This is a genomic window from Virgibacillus sp. Bac332 (assembly GCF_003667785.1).
Taxonomy (GTDB): domain Bacteria; phylum Bacillota; class Bacilli; order Bacillales; family Amphibacillaceae; genus Virgibacillus; species Virgibacillus salarius.
Genome location: NZ_CP033046.1, coordinates 799,023 through 820,347, shown reverse-complemented (window position 1 = coordinate 820,347; position 21,325 = coordinate 799,023). Strand labels below are relative to the sequence as shown.

23 protein-coding genes and 1 pseudogene are annotated in these 21,325 nt (G+C 37.6%); 9 read left to right on the top strand and 15 right to left on the bottom strand.

Annotated elements, in window-relative coordinates; genetic code table 11:
- Positions 1–133 precede the first annotated feature (133 nt).
- A complete protein-coding gene (locus D9782_RS03825; protein ID WP_026682354.1) occupies positions 134–982 on the bottom strand; it encodes an HAD-IIB family hydrolase in 849 nt (282 codons plus the stop codon).
- On the bottom strand, positions 969–2,282 hold the full coding sequence (locus D9782_RS03820; protein ID WP_121604133.1) for a DegT/DnrJ/EryC1/StrS family aminotransferase: 1,314 nt from the start codon (positions 2,280–2,282) through the stop codon (positions 969–971). The genes D9782_RS03825 and D9782_RS03820 overlap by 14 nt, the downstream gene beginning before the upstream one ends.
- Before the next feature lie 95 nt (positions 2,283–2,377).
- Between D9782_RS03820 and D9782_RS03815 the strand changes: the two genes are divergently transcribed.
- On the top strand, positions 2,378–3,370 hold the full coding sequence (locus D9782_RS03815) for a LacI family DNA-binding transcriptional regulator (RefSeq protein WP_121604132.1): 993 nt from the start codon (positions 2,378–2,380) through the stop codon (positions 3,368–3,370).
- Between the two features lie 68 nt (positions 3,371–3,438).
- Here D9782_RS03815 and D9782_RS03810 read toward each other — a convergent pair whose 3' ends face one another.
- The 4 genes from D9782_RS03810 to pssA form a co-directional block, all read right to left on the bottom strand.
- Positions 3,439–4,194, bottom strand: a complete 756-nt coding sequence (locus tag D9782_RS03810; protein WP_026682352.1) for a YqcI/YcgG family protein — start codon at positions 4,192–4,194, stop codon at positions 3,439–3,441.
- Positions 4,195–4,254: 60 nt separating this feature from the next.
- Positions 4,255–4,884 carry a LysE family translocator gene (locus tag D9782_RS03805; protein ID WP_026682351.1) on the bottom strand — a complete coding sequence of 210 codons (630 nt, stop codon included), beginning with the start codon at positions 4,882–4,884 and terminating at the stop codon, positions 4,255–4,257.
- 293 nt (positions 4,885–5,177) lie between these two features.
- Positions 5,178–5,837 (bottom strand): DUF3889 domain-containing protein, encoded by a 660-nt coding sequence (locus D9782_RS03800; RefSeq protein ID WP_121604131.1) that lies wholly within the window; start codon positions 5,835–5,837, stop codon positions 5,178–5,180.
- Between the two features lie 171 nt (positions 5,838–6,008).
- Entirely contained in the window at positions 6,009–6,695 is a 687-nt protein-coding gene (gene pssA, locus D9782_RS03795) for a CDP-diacylglycerol--serine O-phosphatidyltransferase (RefSeq protein ID WP_121604130.1), read from the bottom strand.
- 692 nt (positions 6,696–7,387) lie between these two features.
- On the opposite strand from pssA, the gene D9782_RS03790 reads away from it, so the two are divergent.
- Positions 7,388–8,170: a phosphatidylserine decarboxylase gene (locus tag D9782_RS03790; protein WP_026682348.1), complete on the top strand. Its 783-nt coding sequence runs from the start codon at positions 7,388–7,390 to the stop codon at positions 8,168–8,170.
- Here D9782_RS03790 and D9782_RS03785 read toward each other — a convergent pair.
- From D9782_RS03785 to D9782_RS03775, 3 genes are all read right to left on the bottom strand, one after another.
- A complete protein-coding gene (locus D9782_RS03785; RefSeq protein WP_308036003.1) occupies positions 8,163–8,762 on the bottom strand; it encodes a DedA family protein in 600 nt (199 codons plus the stop codon). The two genes, D9782_RS03790 and D9782_RS03785, sit on opposite strands and share 8 nt — an antisense overlap.
- A 426-nt stretch (positions 8,763–9,188) precedes the next feature.
- A complete protein-coding gene (locus D9782_RS03780) occupies positions 9,189–9,953 on the bottom strand; it encodes an HAAS domain-containing protein (protein WP_121604128.1) in 765 nt (254 codons plus the stop codon).
- Between the two features lie 28 nt (positions 9,954–9,981).
- On the bottom strand, positions 9,982–10,293 hold the full coding sequence (locus D9782_RS03775; protein ID WP_121605812.1) for a PadR family transcriptional regulator: 312 nt from the start codon (positions 10,291–10,293) through the stop codon (positions 9,982–9,984).
- A gap of 202 nt (positions 10,294–10,495) precedes the next feature.
- Between D9782_RS03775 and D9782_RS03770 the strand changes: the two genes are divergently transcribed.
- The 3 genes from D9782_RS03770 to D9782_RS03760 are packed head-to-tail and all read left to right on the top strand — an operon-like array spanning position 10,496 to position 12,501.
- Positions 10,496–10,873 carry an SLAP domain-containing protein gene (locus D9782_RS03770; protein WP_121604127.1) on the top strand — a complete coding sequence of 126 codons (378 nt, stop codon included), beginning with the start codon at positions 10,496–10,498 and terminating at the stop codon, positions 10,871–10,873.
- A 57-nt stretch (positions 10,874–10,930) separates the two neighbouring features.
- Positions 10,931–11,893: a D-2-hydroxyacid dehydrogenase gene (locus D9782_RS03765; protein ID WP_121604126.1), complete on the top strand. Its 963-nt coding sequence runs from the start codon at positions 10,931–10,933 to the stop codon at positions 11,891–11,893.
- Between the two features lie 47 nt (positions 11,894–11,940).
- Positions 11,941–12,501, top strand: a complete 561-nt coding sequence (locus D9782_RS03760) for an HAD-IA family hydrolase (RefSeq protein ID WP_121604125.1) — start codon at positions 11,941–11,943, stop codon at positions 12,499–12,501.
- Positions 12,502–12,813: 312 nt separating this feature from the next.
- Here the strand turns inward: D9782_RS03760 and D9782_RS03755 are convergent, their stop codons facing one another.
- From D9782_RS03755 to D9782_RS03745, 3 genes are all read right to left on the bottom strand, one after another.
- Positions 12,814–13,134 (bottom strand): hypothetical protein, encoded by a 321-nt coding sequence (locus tag D9782_RS03755; protein ID WP_026682344.1) that lies wholly within the window; start codon positions 13,132–13,134, stop codon positions 12,814–12,816.
- A 272-nt stretch (positions 13,135–13,406) separates the two neighbouring features.
- Entirely contained in the window at positions 13,407–14,894 is a 1,488-nt protein-coding gene (locus D9782_RS03750) for a PH domain-containing protein (protein WP_121604124.1), read from the bottom strand.
- A complete protein-coding gene (locus D9782_RS03745; RefSeq protein WP_121604123.1) occupies positions 14,894–15,391 on the bottom strand; it encodes a PH domain-containing protein in 498 nt (165 codons plus the stop codon). The genes D9782_RS03750 and D9782_RS03745 overlap by 1 nt, the downstream gene beginning before the upstream one ends.
- A 179-nt stretch (positions 15,392–15,570) precedes the next feature.
- Between D9782_RS03745 and D9782_RS03740 the strand changes: the two genes are divergently transcribed.
- The 4 genes from D9782_RS03740 to D9782_RS03725 all read left to right on the top strand — a co-directional run bounded on the left by D9782_RS03740 (position 15,571) and on the right by D9782_RS03725 (position 18,738).
- On the top strand, positions 15,571–16,140 hold the full coding sequence (locus D9782_RS03740; protein WP_240455803.1) for a bifunctional transcriptional activator/DNA repair enzyme AdaA: 570 nt from the start codon (positions 15,571–15,573) through the stop codon (positions 16,138–16,140).
- 2 nt (positions 16,141–16,142) lie between these two features.
- Entirely contained in the window at positions 16,143–17,057 is a 915-nt protein-coding gene (locus tag D9782_RS03735; RefSeq protein ID WP_121604122.1) for a DNA-3-methyladenine glycosylase family protein, read from the top strand.
- The gene (locus D9782_RS03730) at positions 17,041–17,544 is read left to right on the top strand and encodes a methylated-DNA--[protein]-cysteine S-methyltransferase (RefSeq protein WP_205389280.1); all 504 of its coding nucleotides are present in this window, start codon (positions 17,041–17,043) and stop codon (positions 17,542–17,544) included. The genes D9782_RS03735 and D9782_RS03730 overlap by 17 nt, the downstream gene beginning before the upstream one ends.
- A 471-nt stretch (positions 17,545–18,015) precedes the next feature.
- Complete coding sequence (locus D9782_RS03725) at positions 18,016–18,738, top strand: Crp/Fnr family transcriptional regulator (RefSeq protein ID WP_121604121.1); 723 nt, start codon at positions 18,016–18,018, stop codon at positions 18,736–18,738.
- 146 nt (positions 18,739–18,884) lie between these two features.
- Here the strand turns inward: D9782_RS03725 and mobB are convergent, their stop codons facing one another.
- The 3 genes and pseudogenes from mobB to glp form a co-directional block, all read right to left on the bottom strand.
- Positions 18,885–19,370, bottom strand: coding sequence for a molybdopterin-guanine dinucleotide biosynthesis protein B (gene mobB, locus D9782_RS03720; protein WP_034679445.1), 486 nt, complete (start codon positions 19,368–19,370; stop codon positions 18,885–18,887).
- A gap of 174 nt (positions 19,371–19,544) precedes the next feature.
- Positions 19,545–19,656, bottom strand: a pseudogene (locus D9782_RS03715) (molybdenum cofactor biosynthesis protein MoaE); the annotation flags it as partial.
- A gap of 28 nt (positions 19,657–19,684) precedes the next feature.
- Positions 19,685–20,929 carry a molybdopterin molybdotransferase MoeA gene (glp, locus tag D9782_RS03710; RefSeq protein WP_121604120.1) on the bottom strand — a complete coding sequence of 415 codons (1,245 nt, stop codon included), beginning with the start codon at positions 20,927–20,929 and terminating at the stop codon, positions 19,685–19,687.
- Positions 20,930–21,325: the final 396 nt, after the last annotated feature.

The window sequence follows — 21,325 nt, the reverse complement described above, 5'->3', positions numbered from 1 at the left end:
AAAGGATGTAACTAATAGTACCTTCATGTAATGAACCCGTTCGTAAAGCATTTCCAAAATAGAAATCGATCAACGTCAGAGACGCTGCCGTTTGCGTCTGTCATGTTGTTTTCATAAAGCTTTTTACACTACCTTATTGAATAATTGATTTTAAAGCATTCATGATACCTTGAGAATATGGACCAGTAGATATATGCGTGTGATTATCCTTAGCCTCTTTAACTGCATTTTCTACTAAGTAACCATGTTTTACCGCTTTGAGCATTTTTAAGTCGTTTCCACTATCACCAAATGCAATAGCATATTCTGGATGTACTTTATATTTTTCTAACATAAACCTCACAATTTCATCCTTCCCAGTACCTGTTGGGATGAAATCTATATCGTAACTGTCTTCCGGATCCCCAGCAAGCGGGTTGCAACGGTTGATATTTACGTTAAGACCAAATTTCTTAACAACTTCTTTAATCTTTGATAAATTCCTCTTATCCATCTTTGTATCCATGGAAGATCGATAGTAAAAATTTTTTTTATAACGAGAACTTCCTAATTGGGTTTGTGGACTTAATTCAATGTCTTCCTTGTTTAATAGAGATATGATCTCATCAATATTTTTTTTGTTAAAGTTTGTTTGGTCGATGGTTGACTGCCAATCCAAATCCTGTAGAAGAAAATTATGGTCAAGAAAATAGGTGATTTCTGTTCCTAGATCACTAGCGATAAAATGAGGAAATGACCTGAAATTCCCTTTTTCCATTTTATGCAATACAGATTCCAAGCTGCTTCCTGTAACCCATCCAATTAATAGTAATCCTTGCTGGCTTTTCTCCTCTAAGTAATCTTCAAGTTCATACAATGCCTTTTGTCTTTCATTAGTCATTTCATGAGGGTAATATGTCTCATCAAAATCACTGAAAACAATGTATTTAGGAGAATCAACAGTCGGTAATAGTCTAAATCCCCCTTTACTACTTGATAACATGGTATAAACCTTCCAATACCAAGTTTTGCTCTTCTACGGCTAAGTCAGGATATAGTGGTAAATGCACTATCTCCCTATGTGCTAATTCTGTCTTAGGTAAATGCACTTCCTGATAATTTACTTTAACTAAATCCGTATCTTGTTTGTGTGCCAATACTGGATAGAATAAGTCAGTTTCAACATTGAATTTCTCTTTCATTGCTTTCATAACGTGACCCCTACGATCGTTTTTAATTTTGATCGGAAACAAGTGCCAAACGTTATCTCCATTTAATTCAGGAATTTCTATTAGTCCCTCATTCTGTAAGGTACTCAATTTAGTAATATATCTATTTGCCAACAAAAGTCGCTTAAAATTATTTAATGATAAATACTTGATTCTCTGTAATCCGATAGCTGCTTGTAAATTATCCATTTTTGAATTTAAACCGTAATCTATTGCTTTCACATTTTTTTTACCTGCTGCAAATCCATGATAGCTATATTGGATACATTTCTCAGCAAGTTCTTTATTGTCTGTGGCAATTGCTCCACCTTTTCCACATACTCCGATGTTTTTATAGGGATTAAAACTTAATGTGGTAATGTCTGCCTTTTCACCTAGATTAGCTATACCTATTGCTTGACATGCATCTTCAACGACCTTTAAGTTAAACTGATCAGCTATATTTCTAATAGAAAGCATATCTGCATGTTTGCCATAAATATGTACTGGCAAGATAAACTTCGTTTTACCCGTAATAGCTGATTCAATTCTATTGCTATCGATGCAATAAGTGTGCGGATGTATATCTACATATACTGGTACACCTCCAGTTGCAAGCACGGCATTCTCGGTGGCGGCGAAGCTATTAGCTGGCATTATAACTTCGTCTCCTTGCTTTAGACCGGATGCTAATAAGCTAATCATTAACGCATCTGTACCACTACTTGTTGCTATCACATACTTTTTTTGTAAGTAAGATGATAAGACGTCTTCAAATTCTGTTAAATATGGACCACTTGTATATTGTCCAGTCGGTAATACGTTTGATAAAGTTTCTAGAATATCATTTACCTCATCTTCAGATATCAGACGATTTACAGGCATGAATGGAACCTTATCTAGTGGTTCTGATTTATGATTCAAAATATCCTTTTCCAAATCAAAATCTTTTTCACTACAAAATGTTGCATGTAACTTCTGATTTACGATGCTATCTTGAATCTCAAAATAATCTCCTTGTAATTTACTACTTAGATTCTTTAATAACCACAAATTTGTGTCGCTTTTACCAGTAACTTGGACAATAGTTTTCAACAACTGCTCCCTCCCTATATAATATGATTAAGTCGTATTTATCCTAATATATGGAATCGATATCATGTCAACAACTTTTTTTAAGGAGGGAAATAATGGCTACAATAAATGAAATAGCTAGATTGTGTAATGTATCTAGAACCACGGTATCACGAGTACTGAATAATCAGCCTTATGTTTCCAAGGAAAAGCGTGAACAGATATTACATGTAATAAATCAGCTTGATTATACGCCAAGCGGTCTTGCTCGTAATTTTCGGGCCAAAAAGAACTATATTATTGCAATATCTATTCCGAGAATAGATCATCCCTTCTTTGCCCAATTAATCAAAGGTGCTGTCTCCTTTAATGCATTAGAGAAAAATTATAAAGTTCTTATCTTTCAAACTTTTTATAACAAAAAAATAGAATTAAAAGTCTTGGATTTACTAAAAAAGAAAGAGATTGATGGGGTAATTTTGTGTTCTTTAGAAAATAAATGGGGACTTATTGAACCTTATTTAAAAGAGGGTCCAATTTTATTGTGTAATGAGTATCACGATTCAGCTCCAATCCCAATTATAGGGTATGATGAATTTGATGCCTCCTATAAAGCAGTTAAATATTTAATCAAAAAGGGACATAGAAAAATTGGGTTTTGCTATGATCTGTCTTATAGTCAAGCGCAAAAAGAAAGAAAAGCAGGCTATTTACAAGCTTTATCCGATTATGATCTTCCGTATATAGATGAATGGTTTTTTGGTAAGGCATTTAATATTGAAGATGGCTTACGAATTTTTGAAGAGCTGATAAATGTAAAAGAAAAACCTACAGCTTTGTATACAGGGAATGATCAGGTTGCTGCAGGTGTTATTAAAAAGGCAATTTTATCCGGATACAAAGTCCCTGATGACTTAGCTGTTATTGGCTATGATAATCAGCTGATTTGTGAGGTTACAACTCCAACAATTACAACTATCGAAATACCAATAATAGAACTAGGTCAACAGGTTGTTTTAGAATTACTAAAACATATTGAAGAGGGTGTTGAACTGAAGCGTGAAGTTATGAAGCTTCCCACTAAACTAATCATAAGAGAATCAACATAATCATTCTAGGTTCACCTAACCATCCGTGGGAAAAACAAAACCCCCCACGGATGGAAGGTTCACTTTATTTAAAAAAACGTTGTAAGCTTGCTTTTCATACGTTGAAATGGACAATTGTTCGGGCTCGTGTCATCATCATTTAGAAAGTACTGCTTCCATTCATGGTTATCCTCTTGGCCATACCATTTGAGATCAGGATGCCCAGGAATGCCGTCATAGTCTGTGAGTCGCTTGCGGATAATGCTTTTCATTTTACGTCCAAAAGCAGTGGACTCGTTCATTTCTGCAAATACCCATCTAGGCTGAAAAGCCATGAGGAAAAAGGGGAAGTGACGGCTTTTCCTTTGATGGTGAGCTGGTGTAGCACAAAAGGCAAAGTACGGCTCGCCATGAAAGCAAAATTCCCATTTATGATGAGCGGGATCTGTCGGAATATCCTTGGGCCATGCTGCTTCATCAAATGCTGTTACATGGTTTAAAATGGACCAGAACAGCTCTCGATAATCCGCTTCCGCGTAACGATTTCTAATTTCCTTAGAGGTTTGAAAAAATACGGCTAACGATGTATAGTTTCCTGCATTTCGTGAACAATCGCTATACTCTCTTAAAGCATCAGCAAGCTGCTTTACAGTACTTTCTTTGTTTGGATCACCTGCAAAAAGAAATCGTAAATGATTAGCTAGAAACCCTTGACGTGCAGGGACACATGGATAGGTGTTTGTATCAGCAATCATGGAAGAGAAGGATTGAAAGGCTTCCTGTTGCCATTTCGGAAGTATTTCCAGCTGTTCATCTAGCTGCTGCTTATCATAAAGTAATCCCATTTGTTTTTCCTCCTTCTACCATACTGTATTATCGAAGGAGAAATTGGGTGCATGCCTATGCTAATTCGCTAAAAGAATATATGCTTGATACCCGAAATATAAACCAAACCCAATTAGAATGATGCCGGCAAACACCGATATGTAATTAAGGGTCTTTGATTGAAAAAACTTACGAAACGTACTTGCTAGCCCAGCCATAAACACGTCCCATATGAGGATTCCTAGAAATATGCCGCTACTAAATAGGAGAAGCTGCTGATTGCTATATTGGTCACTAGTCTTCGCTAATACTGCTCCGTAAATCCCCAACCAAAAAACGATATTTAGCGGATTAGAGATTGCCATAAAAAAGCCTGTCCTAAATGATTTTCCTTTTGTTGATGCAGCCAGCGCTTTATCTTCTCGTAAAGCTTTTCTAGCACTTAAAATACTTTCAATACCCGTATAGATTAAAATGAAGAAGCCAAATAACCAGAGAAAGGTTTTCATCAAGGGTGTAGTCAAAAACTGGGCAACACCAAAATAGATAAGCACCATAAATAGGAGGTCACCAAGCATTGCTCCCAAGCCGACGAGCCAAGCATGAAGAAAGCCATGATGTATTCCTTTATTTAATTGAGCAGCGTTAATAGGACCTACTGGAGCAGATAAAGATAGTCCAAGAAGTATATAGCTAAAAAAGGTGTTCATAAGTGGCTCCCCTCCCTATTTAAAAAATGCGGTTATGCGGTTTACAATTTTTGGGTGGTATTATTTAATGAAAAGCTTGTTGTATAGCTATCGAGAAGTTCTTAATAGCTTATAATACTATTCTATTCCAAAATGAAGCTTGTACAACCTTTAATTATCAGAAAAGAAGAGCAAATGAAGAGTAACCATATATGAAATATTCCAGATCCATCAATGCTTCCATTAGTTTTTTCCTTTTTCTTCCTAAAAAACAACTTCGGTATCATACCGAAGCTGTATCTGTTCATATTTCATCAAATTTCTTTTATATCAAACGATATCACTTTATCTGTTTTTGGATTATAAACGACGGTCCCTCTAACGGTGATTTTATCCTGCGGTGCTTGTAACACATATTCATATACTTCCTCTGTTCGTGTTGCGGAAACCTTTGTTTTTCTTACCTTACTATACTCTGTTATTTGGTAATTAGGGTAAGCAGTTTGTGTTATTTCCAACAGATATTTCCCCCATTTTTCTTCATCTAATTCAGGAGAGGGTATAATGTCAATATGAATGACACCCATATTTACATTTGCTCCTAATGTTTCGAATGCTTTGCGATGAAGATTAATCCTATTTGGAGGATAGTTTGGAACCTGGTCAACGACCGTTACTAGAATTTCTCGTTGACCAGGTATGGATAGATTTCTTATTTTTAGCGTTTGTCCGCATTGGTAAGGAGAGTTTTCCCCTACCGCCGCCGTCATATACAGATTATCTGACCATGGAATACCACATTGTGTAATTTGTCCTCCATCCGTCCATGTAGCCTGCCCGCTAACTGGCTGCTGCCGATCTTGGTTATATGGGGGTGCGGTGTATATGTCGCTATAGCTATAATATGGAGCTTGTGTAAAAGGATAGGCTGGATGGGGACGTTTACTCTTATAGTGATCATTTGGATAATACATCTTTCTTCCTCCCCTCTAGACTCATGTACCGTTACTAACATATGAGTGATGAAGGTTGACCGGTGACATTCCCCTTTTGCCTAAATTAGTCTGATTATTCTTTACAACCCATTTCCTAAATCCATAACAGCTTTATAGTAGCGTCCTAGATACATAGTATCTTTACATGTATTATCTTGTTTCTCTTACTTTGACAAATCGATAAGCTACATAAATTAAATAGATAGGTGTTGCTACATAAAGCAAATATGGAAATCGGCCATGTGACTCGATATTCACTATAATTAATAATGCACCTAAAAAGACAGTCACAATAGTTCCGTAGCGAGGTAAAGGAATTTTTTTAAAGCTTGGAATTTTAATCGTACTAATCATTAAAAAACATAAAGCAGTAAAGACAACCGTTGTTACAATACTAGGAACTTCATCATTAAACAAGGTTAATAGTGCTAATATGCCGCCAGCAGCGGTGATTGGTACACCAGTGAAATGATTCATGGATTGTTGCTCAGATGTAATATTAAATCGTGCTAATCGGTATGCGCCGAATAAGGGAAATAATCCGGAAACTGCAAATCCTAGCATGCCATTATTAAAAAATACCGTATAGTATACTAAAAAGCATGGAGCTACACCAAAAGTTACTATATCGGCTAAAGAGTCTAATTCTTTACCTAATGAACTTTCAGCATGAAGTATTCTAGCGATCCGGCCATCCATGCTGTCTAGCATCATGCCGATAAGAACGAGAACAGCAGCATTTTTATATTGACCTGAAGCGGCATAACCAATGGATAGAAAGCCGCAATAAAGATTTCCTAGTGTAAAGATATTTGGTATTTGTTTCCTTATATTCATGATGTCCTCCTAATAGGTCTATCAATATAGTTGGGTGAATTTCGTCATGTAACTAGTCTTGTAGAATCTAAAAATCTGTATGTAACTAGTGAAAATATAGTTGATGGCCACTACGAGTCAATTACTTTCTGTGTGTGGCTTCGCGAGTTTCCACGTTGCTTCTACGGGGGCTTGTCTGAACGCGCTATCCCGTAGGAATAACCGCCTATCGTTTGTATGTATGGAATGAGCGTCATTGCTCGTGCACGAATAATTGAAATTAATTCATTTAAAAACAGAATACAACGCGTTCCCCATTTACTTTGCTGTTAAAGAAAATTATACTATATTTTGTCGAAAGAGATTTACAAAGTTGCTTTATCCCGCATATAACTGGCAGTAAGATCCGCACTTCAAGCAATAAAGTGAAACAATAAGGGTAAGTGAGGATCAACTGCCAGTAAATGTCCGATTGGTTTAAGGGCCTTTAGGTCATACCCTTGTGGTACTACCAATCCGTGGGAGAAAAGAAGAACCCACGGATTGAAGTTTCACTTTATCCCGCATACAACTGGTAGTAAGCCCCCGGTCAAGCATGGGGAAGGGGGGGAGACTGCCAGTAAATGTCCGATTAGTTCAACTGCCAATTCGTGGTGGATAAAGAAAACCCTACGGATGGAAGTTTTCACTTTATGGTATTGGAGGGACACACAGTGTTAAAGGCACTACTTAAGCTACTTGTAGAACTAACCGGAAATCGATATATATCTAAGTTACTAATAGCTGTGACAACATCAAAATCTAGTCGAATGCTAATTCCTTTGTTTGTAAAAGTGTATCGGATTAATCTAGCAGAGATCAAGCTTCCACTTTCAGAATACCAGAGTCTTCATCATTTTTTTACTAGAGTACTGAAGCCGGGAAGTCGACCAATCGACAATCATGAAGGGGCTCTTGTCAGCCCAGTTGATGGTGTTATTCGTGCATTTGGCTCGATAAGCGAGACAGAAACATATGAGGTGAAAGATAGGCAGATTTTATTAGAAGAAATGCTAGGAAGTAAGGAAAAAGCTAATCAATATAAGGACGGAAAGTATATCATTCTATATTTATCTCCGCAGCATTATCACAGAATTCATAGTCCAATCAAAGGGCATATTAAAGGGAACTGGACACTTGGAGGTAAATCCTATCCAGTAAATAGGATTGGTATAAAATATGGAAATCGCCCATTATCTACAAATTACCGCACCATTACAGAAATAGAAAGTAACAAGAAAAATATTGCAGTTGTTAAGGTTGGCGCTCTAAATGTAAATAGTATCCATCTTACCAATCAACATGAACAAGTAGAACCGGGAGAAGAGTTAGCTTATTTCTCATTTGGGTCCACCGTCATATTATTAATAGAAAACGACAACTTTCAGTTTGCAGAAGATGTATCAGCATGGCGTGAAATAAAATATGGAGAAAGTCTTGGGGTTATTGCTAACTAGCTTTCTCCCTTTTTTTCGCCCATCTTTTCCCATAAATATAAAGAATAATGATAAAAAGCATGATCCAGAATATTTTGGTGCTATGAAGAAAGACGTGCTTGATAACTTCCCAGTTATTACCTAAAATCATTCCTAAAAAAATAAATGTCGATACCCATATCATTGCACCAATATAAGCAAAAATAGAAAAATATAAATAGCGGTAGCTTGTTATACCTGCCATATAGGCGGTAATATGTCTAACCCCAGGGATGAAATAGCCGGTTAAAAGAAAAAATCCACCAAATTTTCTAAAGCTATGTTGCACCCATGTAATATTTTTTTCCGTTATATGTACTTTAGGACCAAATCGTTTAATAAACGGTAGCCCTAGTTTTTGCCCAAGAAAATAACTAATCGAGATACCTATGACAGACCCTAATATTGCTACAAGAAGTGATAAGGATAGTGACATACGTCCTGCAAATACGCTGTAACCAACGTAAGTGAGTAAAAACTCATCAGGTATTGGTAACCCAATAATACCTAAGATAAGAACAATAAAGATCCCTATATAACCGTAATGTGCAACAAAGCTCCCTAAGTCTGACATGTCCATCCTCCATCTCTATTGGCTGTTTCAATTCATTAGCTGTTTATCTGTCTATTTATCCCACATATAACTGGTAGTAAGCCCCGGTTATGCAATAAAGTGAAACCAAAATGGATAAGTATGGATCAACTGCCCGTAAATGTCCGATTGGTTCCAAGGCCTTTAGATCATACTTCTGTGGTACAAACAATCGGTGAGGGATAAACAAAACCCCCCACGCATTGAAGTTTCACTTTATTTGATAATAATCGCTTAATTTCCATTATAGATTATAACATGGACTCTATCATACTTACTATGTTGAAATAGGATTGAATAGTATGAAAGATGGTGACGGTGGCTAATAATAACGGCGGTTTTGGACTAAATAGAGAGCGTATTAATAGAATGTGCGTGCTGGGTATGTGTGAAATGAAGCCGTACCCATTATGAATGAGCGCGGCTTAATTTGCTATGAATAACAAGGTAAATGGCAATACCAACGAAGCTGATGGATGTTCCTAAAAGGAGGTGAAGCGTTTCAGAAATATGAAAGGAATGCAAAACGGTATCTGGTAAGATTAGTAATGCTAGAATAATCAACATGGCCCACGTTTTTGCCCAATATGAAATAGCTAGTAGTAAGGCGAGTGTAAGGATTGCAGTAATTATCATACCAAGCATTTCTAGATGGATAACGGGTGTTTCTATTACTTCGTTTAAAAAGATTAAACCTATGTACAAACTAATTGGCAATAGGCCAAGTACGTAAAAAATGACATATTCGACTATTTTGGAAAGATTATGTGCAGCAATATATTTAAATGCTTGAAATACACAAATGATAAAAACAGTAGCAATACTTAAGTAACCAATGATTTCTAATAGAGAATAGGACACGCTCCCCTGAAACAGGTCATTCATGATAATAAAACCAAAGGAGCCAAAAACAATAATAACAATATACGTAAACCATTCCTGATAGTCTGTTAGCATTTCATCAGAGATTTGATCCATATATGCCTTAGGCGATTGCCCAACAATGTTATCAATTGACTTGCCATCTCGCTCTGCCTCGATGAGGTGCACTTGTAATTCCTCTACGATATCCTCAATTTCATCTGCATTTTTTCCACTTGAGAATAAATAGATGCGTAAATCTTCTAAGAATCGTTTACTCTTTTTCGAAAGTACAATACGATTTGTATTCATTTCAACATCCCCTTTATGTAAATAGGCTTTATTTTGTCTCATCGCTCAGTACACGGTTTACGTTTGCTTGCAACGTTTGCCACCGCTCCATAAAATGTTGTAATTCGCTTTCACCTTTTTCTGTCAGTGAGTAATATTTTCTTCTTGGTCCAGCAGTTGATTTTTTTAAGGTTGAAGTTACTAGCTCTTCTTTTTGCATGCGCATAAGTAATGGATAGATCGTTCCTTCGCTAAATGAATGGAAGCCGTAGTCTTCAAGCTTTTCAGCTAGCTCATATCCATATACCTCTGTATCCTTAATAATTGCTAGCAGACAACCATCGAGAATACCTTTCATCATTTGAGTTGTAGACAATGGAGTAACACCTCTTTCTTTACCTTGTATTACAAGGTAATGCAAATATATGATTATTTACCTTGTAATGCAAGGTATTTGTTTTTGTAGTTAAAAAATAATGGGAAAGTGCATTACACAGTAGCCAGTGGAAGAGTAATTTTCATGTAAATGATATACTAGTGGAAGAAAGGAAGAGGTGGTTAACATGCAACGTTTAGTCTTTGAAAAGGCGTGGGACAAGACAATTGATTCACAGGATAGACAGGACCTCTTGAAAGCATTTGAAAAAGCAAATCAAGCAGATCATCCGGAACGGTTTATTCCATTTTGGCAAGCGCGTAATCACCGTGATGACCTTCTTATTACAGTAATCATTCAAAATCTAACGGACGATATTCTGACATTGGATGGTGTGCGTTTGACCTACGATGAAAAAGGTTATGCAATTGCTACCCATACCTTTTCAGATGCAAGGTTAACGCTTGAGCCTAGATGTAGTATGCCGTGGACATTTATTTTTCCTAAGTCTACGATACAACAAGAGCCTGAATTAGAGTCTGGTTATGTAAGAGAACGGAACTAAAGTAACTATTTCTTTAAACTAGAGGGGCCGGCTAGCCACTTCATATAGGAGGAAATGATGAAGAAGCGAACCTTAGTGATAAATCTTGATTTGGACGAAACACAGATAAACACAATAAAAGAAATAATACCAGAATGGAGGGTAGTGGCAGATAAACATCCTGAGAACGTATTGGAGCAATTATCAGAGGCGGAAGTGATTCTGCATTGGAAGAAAGCGATTGCCCCAACCATACTGGAGCAAAATACGAATTTGCAATGGGTACAAACATGGAGTGCAGGGGTGAACAGTCTTCCGCTTGCTACTTTAAAAGAAAGGAATATTGTAGTAACAAGTGCGAATGGTGTGCATGCTTATCCAATTTCAGAGACTATATTTGCTTTAATGCTTGGACTTACTCGTAAAATTCATACGTATGTTCGTCAGCAGCAAGCAAAGCTATGGCATCATGCTCACCTCAACCAAGAGATCCATGGCAAGACCATTGGAATCATCGGCGTTGGAGCAATCGGTTTAGAAACAGCTAAAATTGCGAAGGCATTTGGGATGCGTGTACTTGGTGTACGACATTCCGGAAAGCCGACAGATGATGTGGAACAGATGTATCGAGCTGATCAATTAGCTGAAGTACTTCCGCAATGTGATTTTGTCGTAATAACCTTACCGTTAACCGAGGAGACGAAGCAGATGTTTGCAGCTCAGCAATTCCAACAAATGAAGGAAACCGCCATATTAATTAATATTGGACGTGGTCCAATTATTAATGAGAAGGATCTTGTCCATGCTCTGCAACAAAAGCAAATTGCTGGAGCGGGGCTGGATGTATTTACAACGGAGCCATTACCATCAGAAAGCCCACTTTGGGATATGGAAAACGTCATTATAACACCACATACAGCTGGTTCTACTGAGCATTATGCTAAGCGCGTCATCGATGATATTTTTTTGCCCAACTTACAGCGCTATGCTAAGGGAGAATTACCAAATATGAATGTTGTTAACCTGGAAAAAGGGTATTAATGTCGCCATCGTTTAGCAGCCGATTAAGAAGCAAAGGAATGATTTAATTGAATATATTATGGGATTTTGATGGTACATTAATAGATACATACCCTCGTTATACGGAATGTTTTAAGGAGGTTTTACAGGACAAAGCGGATGAACACGAAATTTATCAACAATTAAAGATTTCGTTTGGTCATGCTATTACCTATTTTAGGATGACAAGAGAACAAGAAGAAGAGGTGAGACGTCTCATAGATCATATCTCGCCCGAAGAAGTAAATCCTTTTGAGGGGTTAGAACATGTCTTGCAATTTGCTGATACCAATGTCATTATGACGCATAAGGATCGTAAAAATTTGCTACGTGTATTAAACTACCATGGTTTAGCGTCATATTTCTCGGATATGGTGACGATCGATGATGGTTTTCCTCGTAAGCCGGATACTTCCTCATATGTTTATTTACATGAGAAATATCGGCTTGATTTAGCTGTAGGTGATCGCGAAATTGATCTGATCCCAGCAAAGAAACTAGGAATAAAAACATGCAGCTTCCAAAATCAATATATTTCAGCTGATTTCTACCTTACTAGTTATACTGACTTTTTTGAGGTTGTAAAATAGTCGTAGCACATACCCTCCTGAACGAATGGTGATATAACACCCGCCCGTTTAGATAAGTCTGTTGTACAAGGATTCATCCCACATATAACTGGCAGTAAGAACCACACTTCATGCAAGTGAAGCTAATATGGATAAGTGGGGGATCGACAGTAAATATCCGATTGGTTTAAAGGCCTTTAGGTCATACCCTTGTGGTACAAACAATCCGTTGGGGTCAACAAAACCCTTACGGATTGAATCTTCACTTTATTAACCAACAGGATGGATGCTTATAACTTTTCCATGGTTTAGCTTCTTACGGATGGAAATACATTATATACTTCCACCCGCACTGTTTGTGGAACTTGACTGTTTCCTTTTTTCAATTGCATTCACTCCCATGACTACAATGACGAGTTCTGCCATGCTTATATGGTTCGTGTGTTTAACTAGTTCATAAGCAGGGGAAGAAAAGAAATGATTCATTCGCTTAAACATAGCAATTTCATTACCCTTCGTATCGACAACAGTGAATGCTTTTGAGAAGGTAGGAGAAGTTATCGTATAAGTCCCCCTGCCAGTAGTTTTGTAGCTATATTTTTTTGAGAATGAGAACCAGCTTGTTTTTAATACAATTCCGAAAGAAGTCTCCATCTTCTAGCGTGTGAAGGGCGTATCCCAACGGTAAGGGTGGTAAGTGGTGGGAGTAGTTCACTACACCAAGCACTTCGCATTGTGATCATATACCGTCCATTGATTAGAAAAGGACGCAAGCTTTCCTGAGGCTTGTTTGACTTGCTTGTCATCATATACGGCAACTCCAGAGCGAGAAAGCAGTCTTTAAATCAAGATAGCCTATCTCCTCATTATGCTTATTCTTCATAGTAGTATAGCCGGATGATAAAAAGTTATCGGAAATAAAAACATTATTGTTCTCCATAACTGTCACCTTCCATATCTAATGCTGGTTTACGTCCGGTATACCAAATAAACGCTCCCTTTGCCTGATCATAGGATAGATCATCTAATGTCTCCACATGGATTGGTTTCCCTCGGTTTGTTGTTGTAATGGTGGCAAGTCCTAAACGTTTTTTTAGTAGTGATTGAGATAAGTCAAATTCGATAATTTTTTCACGAGTTGTTATGACAGTAGTTAACGAAAAGCCACCGGAACGAATCTGTAGAAATTCCTCATGAATCAAAAAGCGTGTAAAATAGAAATCTAATATACGAGAAGTATATGTTAATACAAAGAGAATCGGCGAAATAATCCACCATTCAGGCTTCCAAATCATTAGTATTGCTGTAACAATTAACCAAAGCCACGGAATGCGACATAATCGTACGATAAGTGACTTCTTCGGTAAACGTTCCATTTCTGTTTTCACTTCAAAATCAGGAAGCAGCTCTTCGATTAGTGTAATCGCTCGTTTAGTTGGCAAGAATGGATACAAGGAATTAACCTCATCCCCGGAAAAATCAACTCCACCTGCGCTAATGAGCTTAACTTCTGCTAGATGTAGTATTCGTTTAAATAAGGATTGTTCGATATGGACAGCTTGCACGTTTTGTTTTCGTATCGAAAAATGCTGTTCATTGAGTATGCCCTTTCTAATATAAATACGGTTTTCATCAGAAGCTATTTCATATTTTCCATACTGAAGGTAGGTTCGTACTAATCCAAAGACTACAGCAGCAAGAATAACCAACATAATAACGATTGTTAACAATAGCCAAGAATGGATGAGGAAGTCGAAGGTCCCCTCAGCGAAGTCTGTCAGATCGTAAACCTCATTGATATTCTGAAAGACGGAAATGAGTAAAGGAATAAGCAATAAATAACTAAAGGACAACACGGAGGCCTTCAAAATATCATTCTTGCTTGGATTAAAATGGATCGTTCTTTTTTCATGATTAACCAAGTCCTCAGAGGACTCTATTCTCACACAATCTTTTTCTGCATCTTGTTGTTTAAATTGATCCAACGTATCTTCCATACGTTGTGCTTCTTTTATTGCTAGAGCGGTAAATGTAAATGAAGCATCATTACTTTCAGCCCCAGTTTCTAACGTTATGGACGTTAATTGAAACATGCGTAAATAAAATGGCGTATGTGATTGGACATTTTGGACACGTTGGTATGGAATAGTGTGGTGTTTTTTGGTAAATACGCCTTCCTCTATTTCAACAGCATCCTTTTTTAGCGTATAGGTTGTTTTCCACCATTTTAGAATAATAGAAAATAATGCGTAAACCAAATAAACGATAAATAGAATTCTGCCTATTTTCACCCACATAGCATCATTGGATAAGTTAATAATAAATAAAATAAAGAATATGAAGAATGTATTCTTTAGAGATTTAATATAGGAAACGGGTATCATCAGTGGATGCATTCGCTTGCTTAAATCCATTAGTATTCCACTTCCTTTATCCGCGCTAGTGTTGCAATTTGATTTCTTAGCGATGTTGCCTCTTGTTCGGATAGTGCAGGAATCTGGTGGGTGGACGCCATCGTCCCAATAGAAATCGTATACAAATTGTATTTTCGTAATAATGGACCTTGTTCCAATCCGACATACTGTACTTTGGTCATCGGAATCACTTGATTATGAATGTGCCATTTACCGTGCCGTAATTTTACATACGCTTCGTCTACCCCGTATCGCCAATATTTTTGTAGCAATACAGGCTCGAAAAAGATGGACCAGATCGCAGTGATAATATCTAAAGTAAGAACAATCCATAGGACATAAGTGACCCAATTATACCAGTCAAAATAATTATCAAGTATAAGTAGGATTATTGCTATCAGTATAAAGCTTATATGGATCATGCAATTAGAGATCCGCCAGACGCGAATGGCGTCTTTGGAAATGTGTTGATCAGGTTCTTTCATGTTTGCATACATATGTTTGTCACCTTCTATCATCGAAATAATAAAATTGCTTGTCTTTTATTACGAATATGATGTCCGATTTGTTTCAATAGATTTGCGAAAGACGGTAACCGCAAGATTGAGGACGATAAACAAGTGAATTTTTTGTTAAACTAGGAATAAGGTAGAAACGTGAAGGGAGTGAGCTTTCCATGATCGATCTTTCCTTTGAAGAAATGTGGGAGCGGATCGTCGCTTGTGATCGAATGTATGATGGACAATTTTACACAGCTGTCAAGACCACAAAGATTTATTGTCGCCCATCTTGTAGATCGCGTAAGCCCAAAAAATGTAATGTAGAATTTTATGATCGAATGGATCAAGTAGAAGCGGCGGGATATAGGCCATGTAAAAGATGTCAGCCAGAGGTAGAGCACTCCCCGCATGTGGCACTTGTGCAGAGCGTTATCTCGTATTTGCTACAGCATTATAGGCAACGAATTGTCTTGCAGGATATTGCTGATCACATTGGTATGAGCTCCTATTATTTAGAACGAGTGTTCAAAGAGGAAACATCGGAAACACCTCGCACGTATTTAGAAAAAATTCGGATGGATAAGGCGGCGTATTTATTAAAAAATACTGATTTGAAGAATTTGGAAATTTGTTATCGAGTAGGGTTTCATAGCCCATCTAATTTTTATAAAGTCTTTCGTAAACATCAGCATTGTTCACCTAGTGAATATCGAGATGGCCTAATTCAGCAAGGAGGGGAACGGTAAGAATGAAATGGTGCGATTGCCAAACATATATAGAAATAATCCCTCCGGAACATTTTAATTTTCATGAATGTTTGCTATTCCTTAACAGGTCAGATCAAGAGATTGTACATGTTATTCATGAGGAAGGTGTATATAAGCTGTTAAAAATAAACGATTCTATAATACTATGTCGCATTGTTTATAATGATCAGGTACTAGCCGTCCATTTTCCAATAGAGGTTCCTTCTACCGAAGAAAAGCGAGAGGTAGTGCGCTTTATTTGTGAATGGTTTGATTTAGATAGGAACGTAGAATTGTTTTATCAAGCTGCAGAACAGGATCAGTTGCTCAGCCGACTTACATTAACGTATCGAGGCTTACGCATGATTGGTATTCCCGATCTCTTTGAAGCATTATCCTGGGCAATTATTGGTCAGCAAATTAATTTAACCTTTGCTTACAAATTAAAAAGGCGATTTACAGAGAAGTATGGGGAATATATTACATTTAAGGGAGAAACGTTCTGGCTGTTTCCAGAGCCAGAAAAGATTGCTATACTAACTGTCAAAGAGCTAAGAGCCCTGCAATTTTCTACTAGAAAGGCAGAATATGTCATCGGCGTTGCTAGGTTAATACGTGATGGTTATGTAACCAAGGATGACTTACAGGGAAAGGATTACGATACGATAAAGCAGGCGTTAGTAGCGATTAGAGGTATTGGAAACTGGACAGCCGACTATGTGTTGATGAAATGTTTTCGGAGAGCCAATGCATTACCAATCGCCGATGTCGGCTTGCACAATGCTCTAAAAATTCAGCTAGGCTTAGATAAAAAGCCATCAATAAAGGAAATTGAAGTAATAGCAACGAATTGGGAAGGCTGGCAGGCTTATGCTACCTTCTATCTTTGGAGGTCTTTATATGATGAACCTGTATAAAGTTGATTTTCCATCACCGATTGGTGTAATAGAGATTGCTGGAACAAAAGACACTGTTTATTCCGTGTTATTTGCTGATCGTGAAATTGTTGAATATGCTCGAACTTCGGATACGCCACAAGCTATTGAAATTTGCTATCAGCAGCTAGAGGAGTACTTTGCTGGAAAACGATTGGAATTCACGTTTCCTTATGAAGTGAGCGGAACAGCGTTTCAAAGAGAGGTATGGCAGGCATTGACGACCATTCCATATGCAAAAACGGCTAGTTATCGTGATATTGCACGGACTATCGGTAGAGAAAAGGCTGTTCGCGCAGTTGGAAGTGCCAATGGTAAAAATAAAATTAGTATTGCCATCCCATGTCATCGAATTATTGGAGCAAACGGGAAGCTAACAGGCTATGCTGGTGGTTTATGGCGGAAGGAATGGCTATTGGAGCATGAGCAACGAATCAGCTCTAGTGAAAAAATGGATTTGCTATCATGAGCAAAATAAAATTTTTTGGGTGTTATCAGAGTATATCCAACGTTTATTCGATGAACATATGGATAAAGGAAGGGTAAGGCGTTTATGTAACCCGCATATAAACTAGCAGTAAGACCTCATTTCAAGCAATAGGGTAAATTGCCAGTAAATGTCCGATGGATTTAAAGGCCTTAGATCATATCCTTGTGGTACTAGCAATCAGTGGGGGATTAACCAAAGCCTCCTACTAGCTAATTGCATTCATCATAAAATCAAATAAACCCGTTGTTCCACGAAGTTGGTCATATACTTCTTGGCAATGCCCATCTGGCTAGTCCCACACTTTCCGTCTTTTGCATTATCACCTAAACCCAATAAAACGATAACGAGTTCATTCAATATATTGTAAATTATTACGTCTCTACATCATAAATGTTCATGATAAAATGATATATGTAAAACCTTTGATACTATGGAAAGGGGCTGATATATATGCAAACCAGTTTGCTTGAAAAATCACCTCATGGTAGAGAGCGTATATCCCATGAGCTGTATGCCCTACTAGAAGAAATTGGTTCAAAGAAAAAAATGTATAAGGACTCCCATCTTTTTCATGAAGGAATGGAAGCTCATGAAATTTACCTGATTAAGTCTGGTCTGATTCAAATTAATAAGCTTACTGCAGACGGCAAGGAATTATCTCTTCGTATATGTAATCATGACGATATTGTAGGCGAGCTTACATTATTTAGTGAGAATGCTAGGTACTTTCTCAGCGCGAAGGTTGTGGAGTCTGGTGAGGTCGTAATCATTAATAAGGATAGATTGGAAAAAGAACTCCTCTCTAATGCTGCCTTAACACTTGAATTTATGAAGTGGTCGGGAAACCATATGCGGAAATTCCAATCTAAAATTAGAGATCTGCTCTTGAATGGCAAAAAAGGTGCATTATACTCTACGCTTATTCGTTTATCAAACAGCTATGGTGTAACTTGTTCTAATGGTATTCTTATTGACATGGCTTTTACTAATCAAGAGATGGCTTTGTTTTGCGCAGCAAGTAGGGAAAGCGTCAATCGGATGCTTAGTAGACTTAGGAAAATGGACATCATATCCATTAATAGTAGCGGAAAAATTCTCATAAAGGATATTCAGTTCCTAAGAGATGAAATTGGCTGTGAGGATTGTCCGATTGAAATATGCAACATTAACTAAATAGATGAGTGTTTTTAATGTCTATGGTAAGTGAGGACAACACCGAGTCGCTTCTGGAAAATTATATAGCACAGTATTACGCTAGTACAGGCTGATGAAGAATGGCATGCCTATTGCCTGTATTGGCGATCACACTGTGCTATTCTTTAATCAAAGTTATTAAGAAGCCACCTCATGAACGCCTCGATATGATTAAATATTGGATACGGATCGGAGCGTTGCTGTAATGGTAGTGATGTTATGACTGCCTGAATGTTTGTCATTTGATCCAAGAGGTGAAGGTCTTGTTCACTCCTAATGAAGACAATTTTGCTATAGTTCGCTTGCTTGTATCCTTCTATGATCAACAGCTCTATCCCCATCATTTGATAGATTTTCACTATTTGGTCTACATATACAGGATTTTGATAAGATAATTGAAGCATACCATCTCCTTCCACTCCTGAGATAATTGCGCCTGCCTTTACGTGTTTTTCACTATCTTTGTTCTCCATTCCCAATGGATAACCACCATGGCCGTGATGTTTTAAGGAGGCTACTCGGAATCCTTGTTTGGAGAACGTTTTAATCATTCTGGATACAAGGGTTGTTTTTCCGCTGTTTTTATATCCGACAACTTGAATAATTTTCATATGAATCCTCCTCAACCACTGCTTACAGATGGGATAAAGCAACCGTATCCCAGATTTTACTACGCCTTCGTTTCTAGCATATCCTTCGTTAATCGCTACATTGTTTGATCTAATCCGAGAGGATACATGTTCTTTAGTTTTTCTTTAAAATCTGTAATTGTTATTTGTCTAACCATAAGCTTGATATTCCAAATAAAGGGTACGTTCCCTCTGCCCATTCTCGGACAGTACCAATAAATGTTGTTATTGCATCAGCTTTCCTTTTAACTAAGGCATCGACCTGAATTGGTTATTCTACAATATTAAAATAATACTTACATATCATCTAATAAAATTACCGAAATTTCACTACCCTGTTTGTATCCCCTTGTACCAGCAGGAAATTCGATAAATACATTGGCAGCCCCAAGCGAAGAGACAACGTTGGATTTATCCAATCCAATTGGTGTCGCGACTAACTTTCCTTGATGAAAAGTTAGACGGCCCCTGACAAATCTGTCAAACGGATTTGGTTTGGAGAAATCAGCACCCAATATTGCCGTTTCCTTTTTTAAAAGTGGATGAAAAGCATGGAGAAATTTTCGAATTGCCGGCCTTGTAAAAAGTTCAAAACCTACAAAACAGGCAGATGGATTCCCTGATAAACCAAATAACAGCTTGCCTGTTTTTTTTGCAACAGTTGTGACACTGCCAGGACGCATTCCCACTTTATTAAATAGAATTTCTGCTCCCAGTTCTTTATAGATATCCTGCATATAATCGTAATCTCCGACTGAAACACCACCGGTAGTTATTAAAATATCGACCTGATCCAATGCCTGTTTCACTTGCTCAAAGCAGGCTGTGAAATGATCACTGAACTGACCAAAATAATAGGGTTCCCCTCCTGCACGTATTACTTGTGATTGAACCATATAAGCATTACTATTTCTAATTTTACCTGGCTGTATTTCTTCATCTAACTCTAATAGTTCACTACCAGTTGCGATAATTCCGACAGTTGGTTTTTTGCTTGTGGGAACATGCTTATAACCGAAGGTGGCTAATAAGGCAACTATTCCTGGACTGATATAGGTGCCTTTTTTAGCTAGAACCTCTCCAGATTTGGCATCCTCACCGGTAAAGGAAATATTCTCTCCTTGTTGTAGCCTTCGTTTAATTTGGATGTATCGTTTTTCACAAGCTTCATACTCTTTTACAGATTCAAACATAATAACGGCATCGCAACCATTGGGGACTTGCGCACCTGTCATGATTCGTACGGCTTGCATTTTGCCAACCTTCCCAGTAAACACGCTCCCGGCACCAATCTCTGCAATAACTTCATAGTTTTGAGGATTGGTACTAGCAGCAGCTTCTGTATCCTTAGAGCGAACTGCAAACCCATCATAGGGCGAGCGATCAAAAGGAGGGATGGGATGATCAGCTACCAAATCGTCTCCAAGGAAATGTCCGTAGCTTTGATGGATAGGGATGTAATGGATACTTCCCTGGGGAGCATATTTGATCACACGTTTTAATGCATCGTTCACTTTAATTGGTTTTCGACGTTCAACCATTTAATGTAACCTCCTAAACGATTAGTTTCTTATAGAAATTTTGTGCTTGTGTCATAGAATTCGTTCCATGAATGAGGCTCCTGCCATCTTTAAAAAAGACAATGCGTTAGAGTTCCTATTTCATGAAAAGCAAAAGGAATTTACCCCCTTACTAAATTGATAGCCTAATTGAATTGTTTTTGTACTAAGTTAAGAAAGTATAAAATCAGTGCAATGACTGCGTTAAGCCAAGTAGTTATTTTGAAATGTTTGTGTATATTGGCAATGCTCCGACTAATTACTTCGCTTTCCGCGGGCACGGCCTCAACTAACTTTGCAAAGAAGAACACGTTGCAAAGTGGATTTTCGGCTCGCGCTAATCCCGCAGGAGTCTACGTAATTAGTCTCCGCTATGAG